The organism is Sulfobacillus thermosulfidooxidans DSM 9293, assembly GCF_900176145.1.
GTDB lineage: Bacteria > Bacillota > Sulfobacillia > Sulfobacillales > Sulfobacillaceae > Sulfobacillus > Sulfobacillus thermosulfidooxidans.
The window spans coordinates 1,584,066-1,598,046 of sequence record NZ_FWWY01000001.1; the positions used below are offsets into that span (position 1 = coordinate 1,584,066).

At 47.8% G+C, this 13,981-nt stretch carries 15 protein-coding genes and 1 riboswitch; of the genes, 13 read left to right on the forward strand and 2 right to left on the reverse strand.

Going from position 1 to position 13,981, the window contains the following annotated elements; translation table 11 throughout:
• Nucleotides 1-25 precede the first annotated feature (25 nt).
• Nucleotides 26-556, reverse strand: coding sequence for a TetR/AcrR family transcriptional regulator (locus tag B8987_RS08000; protein WP_020375566.1), 531 nt, complete (start codon nucleotides 554-556; stop codon nucleotides 26-28).
• Between the two features lie 55 nt (nucleotides 557-611).
• Complete coding sequence (locus tag B8987_RS08005; RefSeq protein WP_139793501.1) at nucleotides 612-1,394, reverse strand: hypothetical protein; 783 nt, start codon at nucleotides 1,392-1,394, stop codon at nucleotides 612-614.
• A 261-nt stretch (nucleotides 1,395-1,655) separates the two neighbouring features.
• Here B8987_RS08005 and B8987_RS08010 point away from each other — a divergent pair, with 261 nt between their 5' ends.
• The 13 genes from B8987_RS08010 to B8987_RS08065 all read left to right on the forward strand — a co-directional run bounded on the left by B8987_RS08010 (nucleotide 1,656) and on the right by B8987_RS08065 (nucleotide 13,710).
• Complete coding sequence (locus B8987_RS08010; RefSeq protein WP_028963435.1) at nucleotides 1,656-2,744, forward strand: M24 family metallopeptidase; 1,089 nt, start codon at nucleotides 1,656-1,658, stop codon at nucleotides 2,742-2,744.
• 115 nt (nucleotides 2,745-2,859) lie between these two features.
• Nucleotides 2,860-3,321 (forward strand): peroxiredoxin, encoded by a 462-nt coding sequence (locus B8987_RS08015; protein ID WP_026040701.1) that lies wholly within the window; start codon nucleotides 2,860-2,862, stop codon nucleotides 3,319-3,321.
• A complete protein-coding gene (nth, locus tag B8987_RS08020) occupies nucleotides 3,314-3,979 on the forward strand; it encodes an endonuclease III (RefSeq protein WP_084661200.1) in 666 nt (221 codons plus the stop codon). The genes B8987_RS08015 and nth overlap by 8 nt, the downstream gene beginning before the upstream one ends.
• Before the next feature lies 1 nt (nucleotide 3,980).
• Nucleotides 3,981-4,328 (forward strand): hypothetical protein, encoded by a 348-nt coding sequence (locus tag B8987_RS08025; protein ID WP_020375571.1) that lies wholly within the window; start codon nucleotides 3,981-3,983, stop codon nucleotides 4,326-4,328.
• Between the two features lie 58 nt (nucleotides 4,329-4,386).
• Nucleotides 4,387-5,256, forward strand: coding sequence for a patatin-like phospholipase family protein (locus B8987_RS08030; protein ID WP_084661201.1), 870 nt, complete (start codon nucleotides 4,387-4,389; stop codon nucleotides 5,254-5,256).
• A complete protein-coding gene (locus tag B8987_RS08035) occupies nucleotides 5,253-6,284 on the forward strand; it encodes a GGDEF domain-containing protein (RefSeq protein ID WP_084661202.1) in 1,032 nt (343 codons plus the stop codon). The genes B8987_RS08030 and B8987_RS08035 overlap by 4 nt, the downstream gene beginning before the upstream one ends.
• A gap of 25 nt (nucleotides 6,285-6,309) precedes the next feature.
• Entirely contained in the window at nucleotides 6,310-7,092 is a 783-nt protein-coding gene (locus B8987_RS08040) for a ketopantoate reductase family protein (protein WP_028963439.1), read from the forward strand.
• Nucleotides 7,093-7,214: 122 nt separating this feature from the next.
• Nucleotides 7,215-7,386, forward strand: a riboswitch (M-box (ykoK) riboswitch).
• Between the two features lie 210 nt (nucleotides 7,387-7,596).
• Nucleotides 7,597-8,943 (forward strand): NRAMP family divalent metal transporter, encoded by a 1,347-nt coding sequence (locus tag B8987_RS08045; RefSeq protein WP_028963440.1) that lies wholly within the window; start codon nucleotides 7,597-7,599, stop codon nucleotides 8,941-8,943.
• Between the two features lie 141 nt (nucleotides 8,944-9,084).
• Complete coding sequence (locus B8987_RS19620) at nucleotides 9,085-9,261, forward strand: hypothetical protein (RefSeq protein ID WP_020375576.1); 177 nt, start codon at nucleotides 9,085-9,087, stop codon at nucleotides 9,259-9,261.
• A gap of 223 nt (nucleotides 9,262-9,484) precedes the next feature.
• Entirely contained in the window at nucleotides 9,485-10,708 is a 1,224-nt protein-coding gene (locus B8987_RS08050) for an NRAMP family divalent metal transporter (protein ID WP_040767732.1), read from the forward strand.
• Between the two features lie 210 nt (nucleotides 10,709-10,918).
• Entirely contained in the window at nucleotides 10,919-11,149 is a 231-nt protein-coding gene (locus tag B8987_RS08055; protein WP_020375578.1) for a hypothetical protein, read from the forward strand.
• A 552-nt stretch (nucleotides 11,150-11,701) separates the two neighbouring features.
• Entirely contained in the window at nucleotides 11,702-12,955 is a 1,254-nt protein-coding gene (ylbJ, locus tag B8987_RS08060) for a sporulation integral membrane protein YlbJ (RefSeq protein WP_020375579.1), read from the forward strand.
• A gap of 461 nt (nucleotides 12,956-13,416) precedes the next feature.
• Complete coding sequence (locus B8987_RS08065) at nucleotides 13,417-13,710, forward strand: hypothetical protein (RefSeq protein WP_020375580.1); 294 nt, start codon at nucleotides 13,417-13,419, stop codon at nucleotides 13,708-13,710.
• The last annotated feature ends 271 nt before the right edge of the window (nucleotides 13,711-13,981 follow it).

Below are 13,981 nucleotides of genomic sequence, written 5' to 3' on the forward strand. Positions count from 1 at the left end.
ATAATAAGAGGCAAAAGAAGTCCGGTCAAGTGAATCGTGAGACAATAACATGAGCAATTTGATACAGGCTGTCTTTGTCTTGCGAACCGCTTTTTAGCGCATGCAAGGTGGGAACGGCAATCGCGCCAAACAAGGCGTAGGCGAGCCATTCCTTATGGCGATAGGGTTCTGGAATAAAGGCTGCCACGGGTTCGAGTAATTGGTCAAGAAATTCTCCGACTAATTTTTCCCGTTCGTGATCCCGCCACGCCTCACTCAAAAATAGACCGAGAAAATCTTTTTCATCCCAAAAAAAGTCAATCCAGCGACATAACATGTTTTCCAATGACCCATTTTCCTTGAGGACCGATTCGGTGATTTGCCTTAAGCGCTGGGCACGAGATTCGAATAATGCGATCCACATAGCTTCTTTCGAGGCAAAATGATAATAAACCGAGCCTTTGGCAACATGAGAGCGCTGAGCAATACTGTCAACGGTGGCACGGTCATAGCCCATATCAGCAAATTCCTGCAAGGCTGCAGATAAAATGGCATCGCGTGCATTAGGTTTCGCCAATATATTCACATCTCCTTGCCGTATCATATTCTATTTGAACATAACCCTAACCTGTTTAAGATGATTGGGCAAGCTGGTTTGAGTGAATAACGCGGTAGAGCGCTAAAAAAGAGAGGGTCCAAAAGATGCCCGTAAAGCTGACAACGAGGTAATTAATAAGTTGTCCAGCCATTCCCCATGTGTGGGTCGCCCATAAAATGAAGGTGATCAACAGAAGTTGCCCAGCGACTGCGGTCGCCACCACCTCGAAGGTCAAGAGCGCATACCGTCTTATATAAGCCATAGATTGCATGAGGACCTTAATCCAGGGAAGTTTCGTCAAAAACAAAAGATTCATCATCCATAAGAGCCAAGCGCCTAAAATGAGTGCGATAACGCTCCCGATAATCGCTAAGACTATGAGAGTCTGAGAGAGGGTCATGGCCGAATGAAGTGCCAGATAAATAAGTCCAGTAATGAGGGCCCAGGTTATTAAGGCTATAATGCTCGACAGAATAAAGCCATATCCCCGCATGAAATACCGGATCCCGTTCTTGAGAAATGTCAGAACGTGAAGCGAGTTTCCCATGATGGCTTCGGCTAAAGTGCCATAGAATGCGGCCAGGTAATAGGGGAAAAGAAAGAGAACAAAGACAATGACGGTGGCGATCAATTCCGGGGACATTGAAGACGTGTCGGGTCCTGAACCTAGCATGTTTGCGAGTGCGTTGACGCTCAAGGCGGCCACAATCATAGCCGTTACCACGATGAACACGAATTGCCATAAATAAATCCAAAAAATTTGGGGATGTTTCCGTAGACTGTTCCAGCTAAGACGATAAATTGTGGGGTACACCATATCCCTCGATTCGTGATTTTTCTTGTTTCATGGTATCAGGAAGTTCGGTGATAATCAGGGATTTTCGCAAGTCAGTTTATGAAATCTTACGCTTGGTTATCCAGATTGCTCAAGGACTTATTGAATTACGAAAAACTTGAATCATGGAAGGCAGGATGAGAGGGAGAGGGCAGCACCCAGGCAAATTCGCCTAACACAATCTGAGCGTTCAGGAGTTTGTGATACCATTAATAGAGAACGGATTTGGTAAGGAGGATGGGTATGCATCGATTGGCCAAGGCTAAAGAGCGCCTCGGCAAAGAGAATGCCGTAATGTTCTTGTCTCCCGGCGATGATTTTCGCTATCTCTTGTCATGGTCTCCGTTAGGCGACGAACGCTTAACATTTCTCGGGGTATCTGGCGATGAGGTGGCCTTAGTGATTGCGTCGGTGAATGCACAAGAGGCACGGGAGCATGTGGGAGCGGCTATTTCGGTCTATGCGTTCACAGACCAGGAAGGGCCAGAAGCAACCTTGCAAAAAGTCTTTGGGGAGATTGCTTCGAGAGCACAAACCATTTATATCTCCGATGATGCCCGCTTCGACCATGTCGAGCAACTGCGACATGCCCTGCAGTTGCAAAAGCCGTTGTTGACCGCTTCTCAACTGATGGCTCCTTGGCGTATGGCGAAAGATCCGGATGAAATCGAAAAGTTAAAAGCATGCCAAGCCATTAATGATCAAGCCATGTTAGCCGGATTGGCGGCCATTCGCGTGGGGATGACGGAGATGGAATTGCAAGATATTATTCGCCGGGCGTTTATGGCCAATGGTGCCGATCGGGATGCATTTATTATCGTGGCGGCTGGTTCTCATAGCGCTCTGCCTCATCACACTCCCGATCAAACGGTAATTGCGGAAGGGCCGGTTTTGCTAGACATCGGGTGCTTTAAAGATGGCTATGCGTCAGATATGACCCGGGTGGCTTATGTCGGCACGCCGTCTGAGGATTTTGTTCATGTCCACCGTATTGTGAATCAGGCTGTAGAAGCGGGAATTGCGAAGGCTCGCGCCTTTGCCGAAGCCCAAAGTATTGATCATGCGGCCCGGCGCGTTATAGAAGATGCGGGCTACGGAACATATTTTGTTCATCGGTTAGGACACGGTATTGGACTGTCTGTTCACGAACCCCCTTCGATTATGGCAGGCAATCCGATTAAGGTGCCGCTTTACTCGGCGTTTTCCATTGAGCCGGGCATTTATCTGCCCAAACGCTTTGGGGTGCGCTTGGAAGAAGTCGTTATTGCATATCCCGATCATGCCGAGGTTTTATCCGCTGTTCCACGTGATATCTACCAGGTGAAAAGATAACGGCATGGCAGTGCCGGATAATTTGTGATATGACGATGTAATCGGTCAGAGGAAGACCAGGAATAGGAGATGATGAGTAGTGGCCGCAAAAACCGAAGCATATACTCAAGATAACATGGTAGGCCAAGTGGCTCCAGATTTCACATTAGACGGCACGAATGGTACGGTGCATTTGTCAGAACTCCGTGGACAAGTGGTGGTATTGTATTTCTATCCGCGGGATAACACGCCTGGGTGCACGACCGAAGCCTGTGATTTTCGTGACATGATCCACGAATTTACGCAAGTGAACGCGATCGTACTCGGCGTCAGCACCGATTCGTTGACCAGCCATGAAAAATTTACGGCCAAATACCAACTTCCCTTTAACTTGTTGTCGGATCCCAATGCTGAAGTGGCTAATCTTTATGGGGTCTATAAACAAAAGAACATGTATGGAAAAATTTCGTATGGCATTGAGCGCTCGACCTTTATCATTGACCAAGATGGGATTATCCGTTATGTCTTTCGCAAGGTCAAGGTGCCAGGGCATGTGGAGCAAGTGAAAGAGTTGGTGAATAGTTTAACGCGTGAGTAATCAGTCCAGTCCCAAATTACAGATCGAAACCATTTTACGGATCTTTTCTGAACTTTATCCGAATCCCACGACGGAATTGATCCACGATGGACCGTGGCAACTTCTTGTTGCCACCATATTGTCCGCGCAGTGTACCGACAAGCGGGTCAATATGATTACTCCGCGTATTTTTGCCCGGTTTCCTGCTCCAGAAGATTTGGCTAAGGCAAGTCCAACAGAAGTCGAAATGGTCATTAAAGATTGCGGGCTTTTTCATAATAAAGCCCGCAATCTCATCGCCACGGCGAAACGGATTGTGGAAGACTATAGCGGCCAGGTCCCTTCTGACCGGGAGGCATTGATGACCTTGCCCGGGGTCGGGCGTAAAACTGCTAATGTCGTTTTAGCAAACTGTTTTGGCGTTGATGCTATTGCTGTGGATACCCATGTGTTTCGGTTAGCTCACCGTTTAGGGTGGTCTCAGGCTAAAGATGTTCAGGGGACGGAAGAAGATTTGATGCGGGTCATCCCGCAAAAGCTATGGGCCAAAGCCCACCACTGGTTGATATTTCATGGACGGCGCGTTTGTTCAGCGAAACATCCGGATTGTGAGAAGTGTCCCATTCAAGGTCTATGTCCCCAAATCGGGGTTTCTCGAGTGAAAAAGGAGTCGAGTTGATATGCTAGCGCTGGTTTCTGATTTGTTTTTTGCCGATCGTATTATTCGGATTGGGCAGACGGTGAATGAAGACGTGCATGTTTATCATTCACAAGAGGAATTTAAAAGCGCAGTCATGAAGGACCATCCTTCCGTAGCCATTGTGGAATTGCCTCTATTAGATGACTCTGACCTCACATGGATTGCAAAAATTCCCCATGTGGCCGGTTATGGTCCGCATGTCGACCGTGATCGATTTGCCAAAGCCCGGGCCTATGGAATCCACCCGTTATGGGCAAACTCCGCCTTAATCCAAAAGCTCGGCCCCTGGTTACTTTCCCTGCGAAATAATGAGGCGGGATTTCAATAGCCGTGCTGAGTGAGAGGTAAAGAGGAATCAGGGCAATGGATGAAGGGGCGGATGGATCATGCGTGCCGTGGTATTTGGAGGCGGCGGAATTCTTGGGGTTGCGGCTATTGGGATTTTACAAGCATTAGAAGAGATGCACTTACGTCCCGATATAATCGTTGGCACCTCATCTGGAGCCATTATCGGCGCCTTATATGCCTTGGGATGGAATGCTCAGGACTTACGTGATTTGGCTTTGCGAGTTCGGCGCAAAGACATGATTTGGAATTGGCGGCGAATGGGTCGGACATTATTAACCCGCCATACGTTAGCCGAATCCATCTTGGATCCGGAACCTTTTTGGAGTAAATTGCGCCAATACGTGGGACACCAGACTTTTGCTGATGCTAAAATTCCTCTGTACGTTGTAACCACGTCACTGACACACCGGACGAGTGTGGTTTTTGGATCGACCATACCCCCGGGCTTTCATGAACTTCCCCATGTCTTTTGGGTAGACGGTAAAGAACAAGAAATTTTTTCTGTGATTCGCGCGTCTTCTGCGATTCCTGGCTTCTTTCCACCGGAGCGTATTGCCGATATGATATTAGTAGACGGGGGCATGACTGATGACTTTCCGTTGGACGTGGCGCAAGCGGCCGGCGCGACCCATGCTTTGGGGCTCTGGATTGATGAACCCGTGCGCTGGCAGGTACCGAGTCCCAGCCCACATCTTTTGCAGGTGCTAAACGAAAGTGTCGCCGCCACGATTCATCATATGACGCTTTTGAAGAAGAATACCGTGACAATCCCTTACATCTTGATTCGGCTCGAAATGGATCACCACGCCGACATGGCACGGATTCCTCATATTATTCGTACAGGCTATGAACAAACCATCGCACGGCAGCATGAAATCTTAACGGAATTTGGTGGCCATCACCCATGAAAAGCCATGACGATAGCGGCGGAATTCCTGCCGGGAAGGGATTGTCCATCATGGAAGATCGCGATCTTCAATTTGCGTTGACGACACTGATTCGAGAATCGCGTCATTGGGCATCGGTTCATCGTGGATTGGAATTATTTTACCGGGCAAGGGATTTGTTGAAGGAACACTATCATGTCGATAGCGGCTATTTTGTCTACAAGAAAACGGCAGGATGGGGAACGAAAAGCGAGCAACAATTTCGTGTCTATGCGCCGTGGGGAATACTGCCGGGCTGTGAAAAAGTCTTGCAGAAAGAAGTCGACAGGCAGCTTCTTATGAGTCCCAATCCCTTGCAGCATGTCAGTGAAGATTGGCTGAATATTCTTGACGTGCCGCATCCAGTACAAAAAAGGTGGCAAACTTGGGGCGTCCAAACAGGGGGCTCATGGCTGCTTTATATTGGTCAAGATCCAGTCGGTCTCATGGTACTGCGCCGGCGGATTCTCAAAACGGATGATGGGTTATTGATGAGTTTAGTTGCCCGGCAAGTGTCATTGGTGATGGAATTATTGCGGTACCGACGCGCGGCAGAAGAAGCCAGCCAACAAGATCCGTTGACTGGCGTTTTCAACCGACGGGGCGCTATGATGCGTATTGAGACTTTAGTGCGGGTGCGTCAAGCTCATGATCACTGGGTTTTTGTTATTTTTGATGTTAACCATTTTAAAGAGATTAACGATCAGCGGGGCCATCCCCAAGGCGATCGGGTTTTAAAGAACGTGGCTCAGATTCTGTCATCGGATCTGCGCGAAGGAGATATTTGTGGGCGCTGGGGTGGCGACGAGTTTGTGGTTCTGTTAAAAAGCCCGGAGGCTCTAGCACCGGAGATTGTTTCCCGGCTGAAAACCAAGGTGGCTACGACACTGCGTAATGTGTCGGTGAGCGCGGGATGGGCCATTTGGGGGATAGATGGGACGAGCTTCGATGACGTTTATCATGTAGCAGATCGCCGGTTATACCAAGATAAAAAGATATCTTCTTCATAAAAATATGGGATAGGAGTGGTGCGTCATGAAGACACCGCACGCTGTGATTGTGGGAATGGGACAATTAGGAAGAACGTTAGGCGAAGGACTCTTAATGCAGGGAATCACTGTGACGCCCGTTTTGCGTTCAACAGCCATTGATTCCTCACTCAACCCAGAAACGGTCATTGTGGCCACCGGGGAAGACGACTTGGCGGGGGCTTTGGAACGGCTTCCCCAAAGTTGGAAAAGCCAGCCTTCCATTGTCTTATTGCAAAATGAATTGTTGCCGCCACAATGGGAAAATCATGGTGTGTCCCAGCCCACCATTTTTGTGGTGTGGTTTGAACGAAAACCCGGGAAATTAATTACTCCGCTCTTGCCATCCATTGTCTTTGGTCCTCAACAAGACATTATTCAATCGGCCATGGATCATTTAGGGATTCCCTGTGAGATTGCTGCTGGTGAAGACGATATTTTGACACAATTGGTCATTAAGAATGCCTATATTTGGACCACAAATATTTCAAGTCTTTTTGTAGGGCCGTTAACAACGGGCGTGTTACATGATGAGCATGCCTCATTAGTGGATAGTTTGATAAAGGAAACTGTTGCAGTCCAGGAAGCGATTATCGGCCGCTCATTCGATTTTGAAAAAATTGTATCACGGGTGAATCAAGCATTGCTGTCGGATCCGCTGCATAATGCGGGGGGACGGAGTGCTAAAAGACGTCTGGAACGTTTCTTAGCGCATGCGCACAATGCGGGTATTTCGGTTCCGCAGGCGCAATTGATTGCAGAACGTCAAGGAATTACGCCGCGGGCTTAATTCCAGCGATTTTAGGCAGTTTTCGGCATTGGCATCCCATTTCTCATAAATTTTTTGCGTTTTACGGCGATCTCCATTGACATCCATGCGAAGACTTGCATATAGTTAGATTGCAAATGAAATAAAGTCCTCGTTAGGCGAGGCGTCTACATCAACACAGGCCACTGCTCCGAACCGTCCAAAGACGCTAAGGAGTAGAACAGAGGTTGCCGGATTAAGGCTTCTTCCAAGGTGGCTGAATCTTATCAAGGTTCTCACGTGATGTAGTGCCGAAGCTCCACCAGGGGGATTACGGTGATTTATGACCATGTCCTCTTGCTGGGCTGCAAGAGGATTATTTTATGTGGCGCAACGGAAAAGGAGGGTGCATTGGGTGAGTACAGACCCAGGAGGCCATAGTAGTTTCTTGCGTTCACGAAAATCAAACATTGTTCTGTGCTCTTCCGAGGGCTGTCCTTAGCTGTTGCTATGACCCCCTCGGAAGATGCCGAGGGGGGATTTACGATGTCGAAAAAGAATGTGTCTGCAGCCACCCCGGTCTTCGATGATGCACGAATCCGTGCAGAGGACCAGGCACGTGTGGCTGCTCTACGCCAATCTCCGAGTTGGACCAAACGGTTACTCCTATTATTAACGTTGGTTGGCCCCGGTATTCTGGTGATGATTGCGGACAATGATGCCGGTGGTGTGATTACTTACGCCCAAACTGGGGCGACCTATGGCATTGGATTTTTCATCCCGGCCTTAGTTGTCGGCGGCCTTATTGCTTATGTCGTCCAAGAAATGACGGTACGACTTGGTGCGGTCACCCACCGTGGTCATGCGGAAATGATTTGGGGACGGTATGGCGCATTTTGGGGTTGGTTTTCCCTTGTGGATTTAGTCATCGCTAATGTCCTCACGCTGATCACGGAATTCATCGGGATTACCGTAGGGATGTCGGTTTTTGGTGTGCCGCCACTCTTTAGTGCATTAGGTGGACTCATTTTAGATGCGGCGATTTTGTTGGTCTTGCGGTACCGGACATGGGAACGCGTGTCCTTATGGATTGCAGCAGGGAATTTAATCTTTATTCCCTTAGCGTTGATGGCGCATCCAAATTGGGGAAAGGTCGTAGGAGCCTTTAGTCATTGGCAAGTTCCCGGGGGTTTTACCGCAGCCTTTCTGTTTGTGGTGCTCGCCAATTTTGGGACGACGATAGCACCCTGGATGTTGTTTTTCCAACAGTCTTCTGTCGTTGATAAAGGATTAACGGTTCAAGATATTCGCCATGGCCAATTTGATACGGCACTGGGAGCCTTTGCCATGGTGGTGGTGGCGGTGGCGCTGGTCGTCTTAACCGGAACAATTGCTTATGGTCACCCTGGAGCTGCGAATTACAACATCCAACAAATTATGCAAATGATTGGGCAACATCTGGGCCGTGTGGGTCAAGACCTCTTTGCTTTAGGTTTAGTCGAGGCGGGTACTATTGCAGCAATTGCCTTGACGGCAAGCACCTCGTGGGCCATGGGGGAAGCATTTCATTGGCCCAAGAGCATTAATCTTCCGGTTCGTCAGGCATGGCGGTTTTATGTCCCGGGCCTGTTAAGCGCGGGAATTGCCGCAGCAATTGTTTTGATACCGAATGCGCCACTGGGATTTTTGAATTTGACGGTTCAAGTTGTGGCCTCGATCTTTATGCCCGCGGCGCTGCTGTTTCTCTTGTTACTCCTCAATGACCGGGAGATTATGGGCGATTATGTCAATCGCAAGTGGCAAAACCTTTCGGCCTACGCCATTGTGGGATTGCTTGTCGTTCTCAATGGGCTGTACGGAGTGTCTGTCGTGTTTCCCCACCTGTTTCAATAAAGTCGATTAAAGAGTTTGTCAGACCACGATGACAGGGATGACAGGGATGACAGGGATGATGCCTTTTACAAAGGATTTCCGTCTCGTAGTCAGATAGGGAAAAAGAGAACAAGTAAGAAAGCCAGGAAGGAGGAGGTGCCAATGAGCGACAAGAAGACGCCATTACAAGTGGTCCCTCCCATTGAGACCGAGCAACCGGTGAAATTGACCCGAATTGTTCCGAAAGGTTCGATTCGGTTGGTCTTTTGGGGGTTGCGGATTTATATTGTGGTGATGTTGATTTTGGTTATAATTGGCTTTAGCCGCGGACTGCATTAAGGGGCCCAACATGGCCAAAGAAGGGGAGAAATAACCATGGATAGTGAATATCCGCCATTATGATGCCTGGTCGAGAGAAATAAAAACTCGACCAGGTTTTTTTGTTGTGAGAAAATCAAACAGGTAATCATTAACACGCTCAACACCAAAGAATCTCACCAAGATATCAAAAAAACGTTATATTAAATGAGAACGAATGTCATTATCCATTATGGAGATTTATATGGAACTTCAACGATCAACGATTGGCCATGGAATGCCGAAAACAACGTGGCAATGGCTAAGGCTTTTGGGGCCAGGAATTATTGTAATGCTGGCAGATACTGATGCGGGAAGTGTGGTGACCGCGGCCCAGTCGGGAGCGCAGTTTGGAGCGTCCTTGCTCATCCCGGATCTTTTATTGATCGGGGTATTGTACCTTGTTCAAGAAATGACAGTCCGGCTGGGATTGATTACGGGACAAGGGCATGGAGAATTAATCGAAAAGTATTTTGGCCGCAAATGGGCCACTTTGTCGGTTTTGACGTTATTTTTGAGTGCAGTTGGTGCTCTAGTCACCGAGTACGCGGGCATTGCCACCGTTGGTCAACTTTTAGGCGCGAGTAAATTCTGGTTTGTCCCTTTGGTGGCTTTGGCCTTGATGAGTGCGGCTTTTTTGGGAAAATACCGGCGCGCGGAGCGTTTTGGTATTATTTTGGGTTTATTAGAATTGGCTTTTATTCCTGCGGCGTTCTTTGGTTTATTCAAGGGGATCGGCAACGTTCAAAGCATTTGGATTTTACCCTTTGGGCATGAAGATTTTGCGTGGATGGTTGCGGCCAATGTGGGAGCTGTTGTGATGCCCTGGATGATTTTCTTTCAGCAGCAAGCCGTATCCGATAGTGGTTTGACCCCCGGACAGTTAAAAATTGCCCGACGGGATACACTTCTTGGGGCGGTGCTTACCCAAGCCGTGATGATTGCGGTAATGTTCACCGCAGCCGAAGCATTTCCCCACCATCATACGTTAACCTCAATTGCCTCGCTTGCCCAAACCCTGGTTCCTTTATTAGGTCACAGTGCGATTATCATCTTCGGGGCAGGACTTTTCGGAGCCAGTACCGTGGCGGCCCTCGTGGTCTCATTGGCGGGGGCTTGGGGAATGGCTGAAGTCTTTGGCTGGAAACACAGTCTAAACAGTGATTTTAAAGAGACACCCCAATTTCATATCGTGTATGCCCTCTCACATGTGATTGCCGTCCTTTTCGTCTTGGTCGCCATTCAATTCGTGTCATTAAGTATCGATGTCGAAATTATGAATGCCATGTTATTGCCGATAGTCTTGGGATTTTTGATTGCTTTGGAATATCGGGCTTTGCCGCACCATTGGAAAATGAGCCATCGCCGCCGGGTGCTTGTCATTATTACGAGTATTGTTACGATATTGCTGGGTTTATTAACCCTTTAATCGTTATGGTAACTAAACGTCGGCTTTACTGCGAATTAAAGTTTGAACCGTAAATCTGAAGTGGTGTAGGCAAAAAGGAAAATTAAGAGTTCGTGATTTCTGAATATTGTGTAACAGTTTGGGAATTGTGACCATAGCCTAGGGATAGAAATATTGGCCATGGGGATACTAACAACAACCAATTCGAGACCGGATGCACGAGGAGATACCATGGACAAGAAGCGCAATGGACTGACCAAAAATCTCTTATGGATTAGCGAAACCACCGGCTTATCAGCACAAGCGGCGATTCACGCTTTGGCTTTGGAAAAAGAGGCCGAGGAACAAGCCGAGTCGCATAAAAGGCATGACGATGACGAAACTCAAGACGAAGTGCAAGATGTTAAACAACAAAGAGAACATCCTGAAATGGATATGAATGACGAATCTGACCCAACCTAACAGCCACGCTTTCATCAACTGAGCGTTAACCATGTTTAACTTGATGTCAGGCAGACAATGCATGGCTTGACGCGACTAGATATTAGCGCCCCTCGTTCCAGATGATTATTCCCATCTATGCAAAGAATCCCTGGGTCAAGCGCCCATGGCCTTCCATTATCTTATATGAGACACAAGAACAAGACCTTGTCGTCTAGAACTGTGGAGCCCCGCCGTTTTTCTCAGTGCGGTTGGCCAAAGAGACAAGCGAAGTCCACGGATTAAGCGATTCGGACAGAATGTTTATCGGCTATCTACTAGAAATCAGATACGTGGTTGGACACATCGTGATCATGATTATGTCGCTCATTTACCGCCTTGAAACGGATGGGCTAATGATTACCCGTTTGTCCCGAACTCAAAGCCTGGGGCTTTCCTATGACGTGGAGCATGAGAACTATCTTGAAAAATTATCGAGCAGAGTCAGCATGGTGAGGGTTTCTTGGCTGGAATACCTGTCCTACCTCGGACATAGCATGAAGGGAAGTCAGTCTGGATGGACGAGGTGGCGTGATGGATCAAGAACCCAAGCGAGTCGCAACGGTGATTACCGGGTTTACCATGTTGCTCCTAACGATTGCATTAATTGTGTTTTCGGAACATGGATATCATGCGACGGTTGATGCCCTGAAGCTCTTTTTCGAAGTGGTGTTTCCGTCCCTCCTGCCCTTCTTTATCTTATCAGACGTTTTGCTGTCCACGGGCATGGTTCATTATTTGGGCGTCTATTTTGAACCCTTGATGCGGCCGTTGTTTAATGTGCCAGGGGTTGGATCATTTGTTTTTTCGATGGGGCTGGCCGCGGGGTATCCTATGGATGCCGTACTGACGGCAAAATTTCGTCGACAAGAATTATGCACCAAAGTTGAAGGGGAGCGGTTATTAGCATTTAGTAATAGTGCGGACCCTTTATTCTTGTTTGGGGCGGTAGCTGTGGGATTATTTGGTCAGCCCGATTTAGGAGCGGTGCTGGCATTAGCCCATTATACGTCGGTGATCATGGTGGGTTTGACGTATCGGTTTTATGGACGCCGTCACGACAAGCCCATTTCCGAGGAGGGGATTGTTCTTAGGGGAATTCATAAACGGGCCCTAGATGCGATGATACGGGGACGGAAAGAAGACGGGAGACCCTATGGCCAAGTCATTAACGAAGCCATCTCCGAATCGATGAGTACGTTGTTTATGATTATGAGTTTTATGGTGCTCTTTGCAGTCCTTTTACGTGTTTTAACACAAAGTGGACTGATGGTTATTTTGACCACACCCTTCCAAGCGCTGTTTCATCTTTTAGGGCTGTCCCCTAATCTAGTTCCAGCAGCCGTTCAAGGATTTTTTGAAATCGATTTAGGATCGGCTGCGGCAGCCCATGCACAGGCCCCGTTGCTGCAACAACTTATTTTGGTATCAGCTATTGTGGCCTGGTCAGGGTTGTCGGTTCATGGGCAAGTTGCGTCGGTTTTGGCAGATACCGATATTTCCATGAAACCGTATTTTTTTGCCCGGTTTCTTCATGCCGTCTACGCAGGGATTATGACGATGGTCTTTTTTAAGCCCGTTGAAGCGACGTTGGGACAGTTTACCCTTCCGGCATTTGCCGATCGAGATTTTCTTATTATGGCCCCCACTGCTCCTACCATGATAGATGCCTTTCATGTCACTATTTTGGTTATGATGGTGACGCTATCGAGTCTTTTGCTGGGTGTGATCATGGTTAGCTTGCTGCGTTTTCTTCGGTTAAAATGGTTAACCATGCGTTTTCATTAAAATTGGGCCTATGAACTCTTAATTGAGTCGCGCCATGGTTGCAAAGTGCATATCGTTGCAGTCTTTTCTATGGATCATTTTTCGGCTTATACAAAAAAAGATGGGGTGCCGTTCTCCATATTGGAAGAAGGCCTAAACGTCAAGACACTAATCCCAGGGGTTGTCAGTTAGTGTGTTGGGTGGTGAAAACATTATGACGAGGTCGTTATTCGAGGAAATTTTGTTAGGCCTTTAGATCTAATATCTAAGAATCGGGCGACCTAAGGGTCCCGCAAATGGAAGAGGCTGATGAACATCCTATACAGGGGTTGATCGGGATGGTCATTGTCTCTTTTTTATGGGTTGGAGCGGTTGCCGTATAGAAGACCTATCTCTTTGAAATGTGACCGCTTGCCGCGTTTTACAGTCACCTCTTTTTGAACCCTGAATATGGTAGACCAGGGCAAAGGGGGCAGATTGAAATGGTCAATGAAATTGGGTTGACGGTCGCAGCAATCGCTATGCTGGCGGTCAGTTTAGATTTTCACGGTCAATCATTTAGCCCCGGTCTCGTTTTTCGTATTGTGGCTCTTGCTGGAGAAATTCTTTATTTTACACGGATACTCCCTATCTTTGGAGCAATATTGTTTTTACTAGGTGCGGTCATAACCGTTGGCTTATGGTTTCAAAATTCTTCACAACACCCTACACAAAGTCGCCTTATCGATGTGATCGAACTCGTCGCCTGGGTGTGGATGGCTTTAGCTATTCATTAAACACGCTATTGCGGATTTTGTTGAGGCCAGCCCCAATCAACTCGAAATGCGCTCGTCTGACGGATAAGCGAAAGGACTGTGAGTGGAGTCTTTGGAGTTATATGACAGAGCCATAAATATGGCGTTCAGGGCATTTCTAGCTAACTGCCTGCAGTTTTTGACGAATCTTCGTGAGGGTCGTTTCACCATGGCGTAAATAGGCATTTATCCCAATCCATGTGTTGAACGTCATTATTCTGGGAAGTCCCGAGGTTGATCGATTAGAAGCACA

What these genes read in the sequence shown, in the direction of transcription:
- B8987_RS19620 (WP_020375576.1), top strand. Translation starts at nt 9,085, where the DNA reads ATGAGCGACAAGAAGACGCCATTACAAGTGGTCCCTCCCATTGAGACC.
- B8987_RS08050 (WP_040767732.1), top strand. Translation starts at nt 9,485, where the DNA reads ATGGAACTTCAACGATCAACGATTGGCCATGGAATGCCGAAAACAACG.
- ylbJ (WP_020375579.1), top strand. Translation starts at nt 11,702, where the DNA reads ATGGATCAAGAACCCAAGCGAGTCGCAACGGTGATTACCGGGTTTACC.
- B8987_RS08025 (WP_020375571.1), top strand. Translation starts at nt 3,981, where the DNA reads ATGCTAGCGCTGGTTTCTGATTTGTTTTTTGCCGATCGTATTATTCGG.
- B8987_RS08065 (WP_020375580.1), top strand. Translation starts at nt 13,417, where the DNA reads ATGGTCAATGAAATTGGGTTGACGGTCGCAGCAATCGCTATGCTGGCG.
- B8987_RS08010 (WP_028963435.1), top strand. Translation starts at nt 1,656, where the DNA reads ATGCATCGATTGGCCAAGGCTAAAGAGCGCCTCGGCAAAGAGAATGCC.
- B8987_RS08040 (WP_028963439.1), top strand. Translation starts at nt 6,310, where the DNA reads ATGAAGACACCGCACGCTGTGATTGTGGGAATGGGACAATTAGGAAGA.
- B8987_RS08055 (WP_020375578.1), top strand. Translation starts at nt 10,919, where the DNA reads ATGGACAAGAAGCGCAATGGACTGACCAAAAATCTCTTATGGATTAGC.
- B8987_RS08045 (WP_028963440.1), top strand. Translation starts at nt 7,597, where the DNA reads ATGTCGAAAAAGAATGTGTCTGCAGCCACCCCGGTCTTCGATGATGCA.
- B8987_RS08015 (WP_026040701.1), top strand. Translation starts at nt 2,860, where the DNA reads ATGGTAGGCCAAGTGGCTCCAGATTTCACATTAGACGGCACGAATGGT.
- B8987_RS08030 (WP_084661201.1), top strand. Translation starts at nt 4,387, where the DNA reads ATGCGTGCCGTGGTATTTGGAGGCGGCGGAATTCTTGGGGTTGCGGCT.
- B8987_RS08035 (WP_084661202.1), top strand. Translation starts at nt 5,253, where the DNA reads ATGAAAAGCCATGACGATAGCGGCGGAATTCCTGCCGGGAAGGGATTG.
- B8987_RS08005 (WP_139793501.1), bottom strand. Translation starts at nt 1,394, where the DNA reads ATGGTGTACCCCACAATTTATCGTCTTAGCTGGAACAGTCTACGGAAA.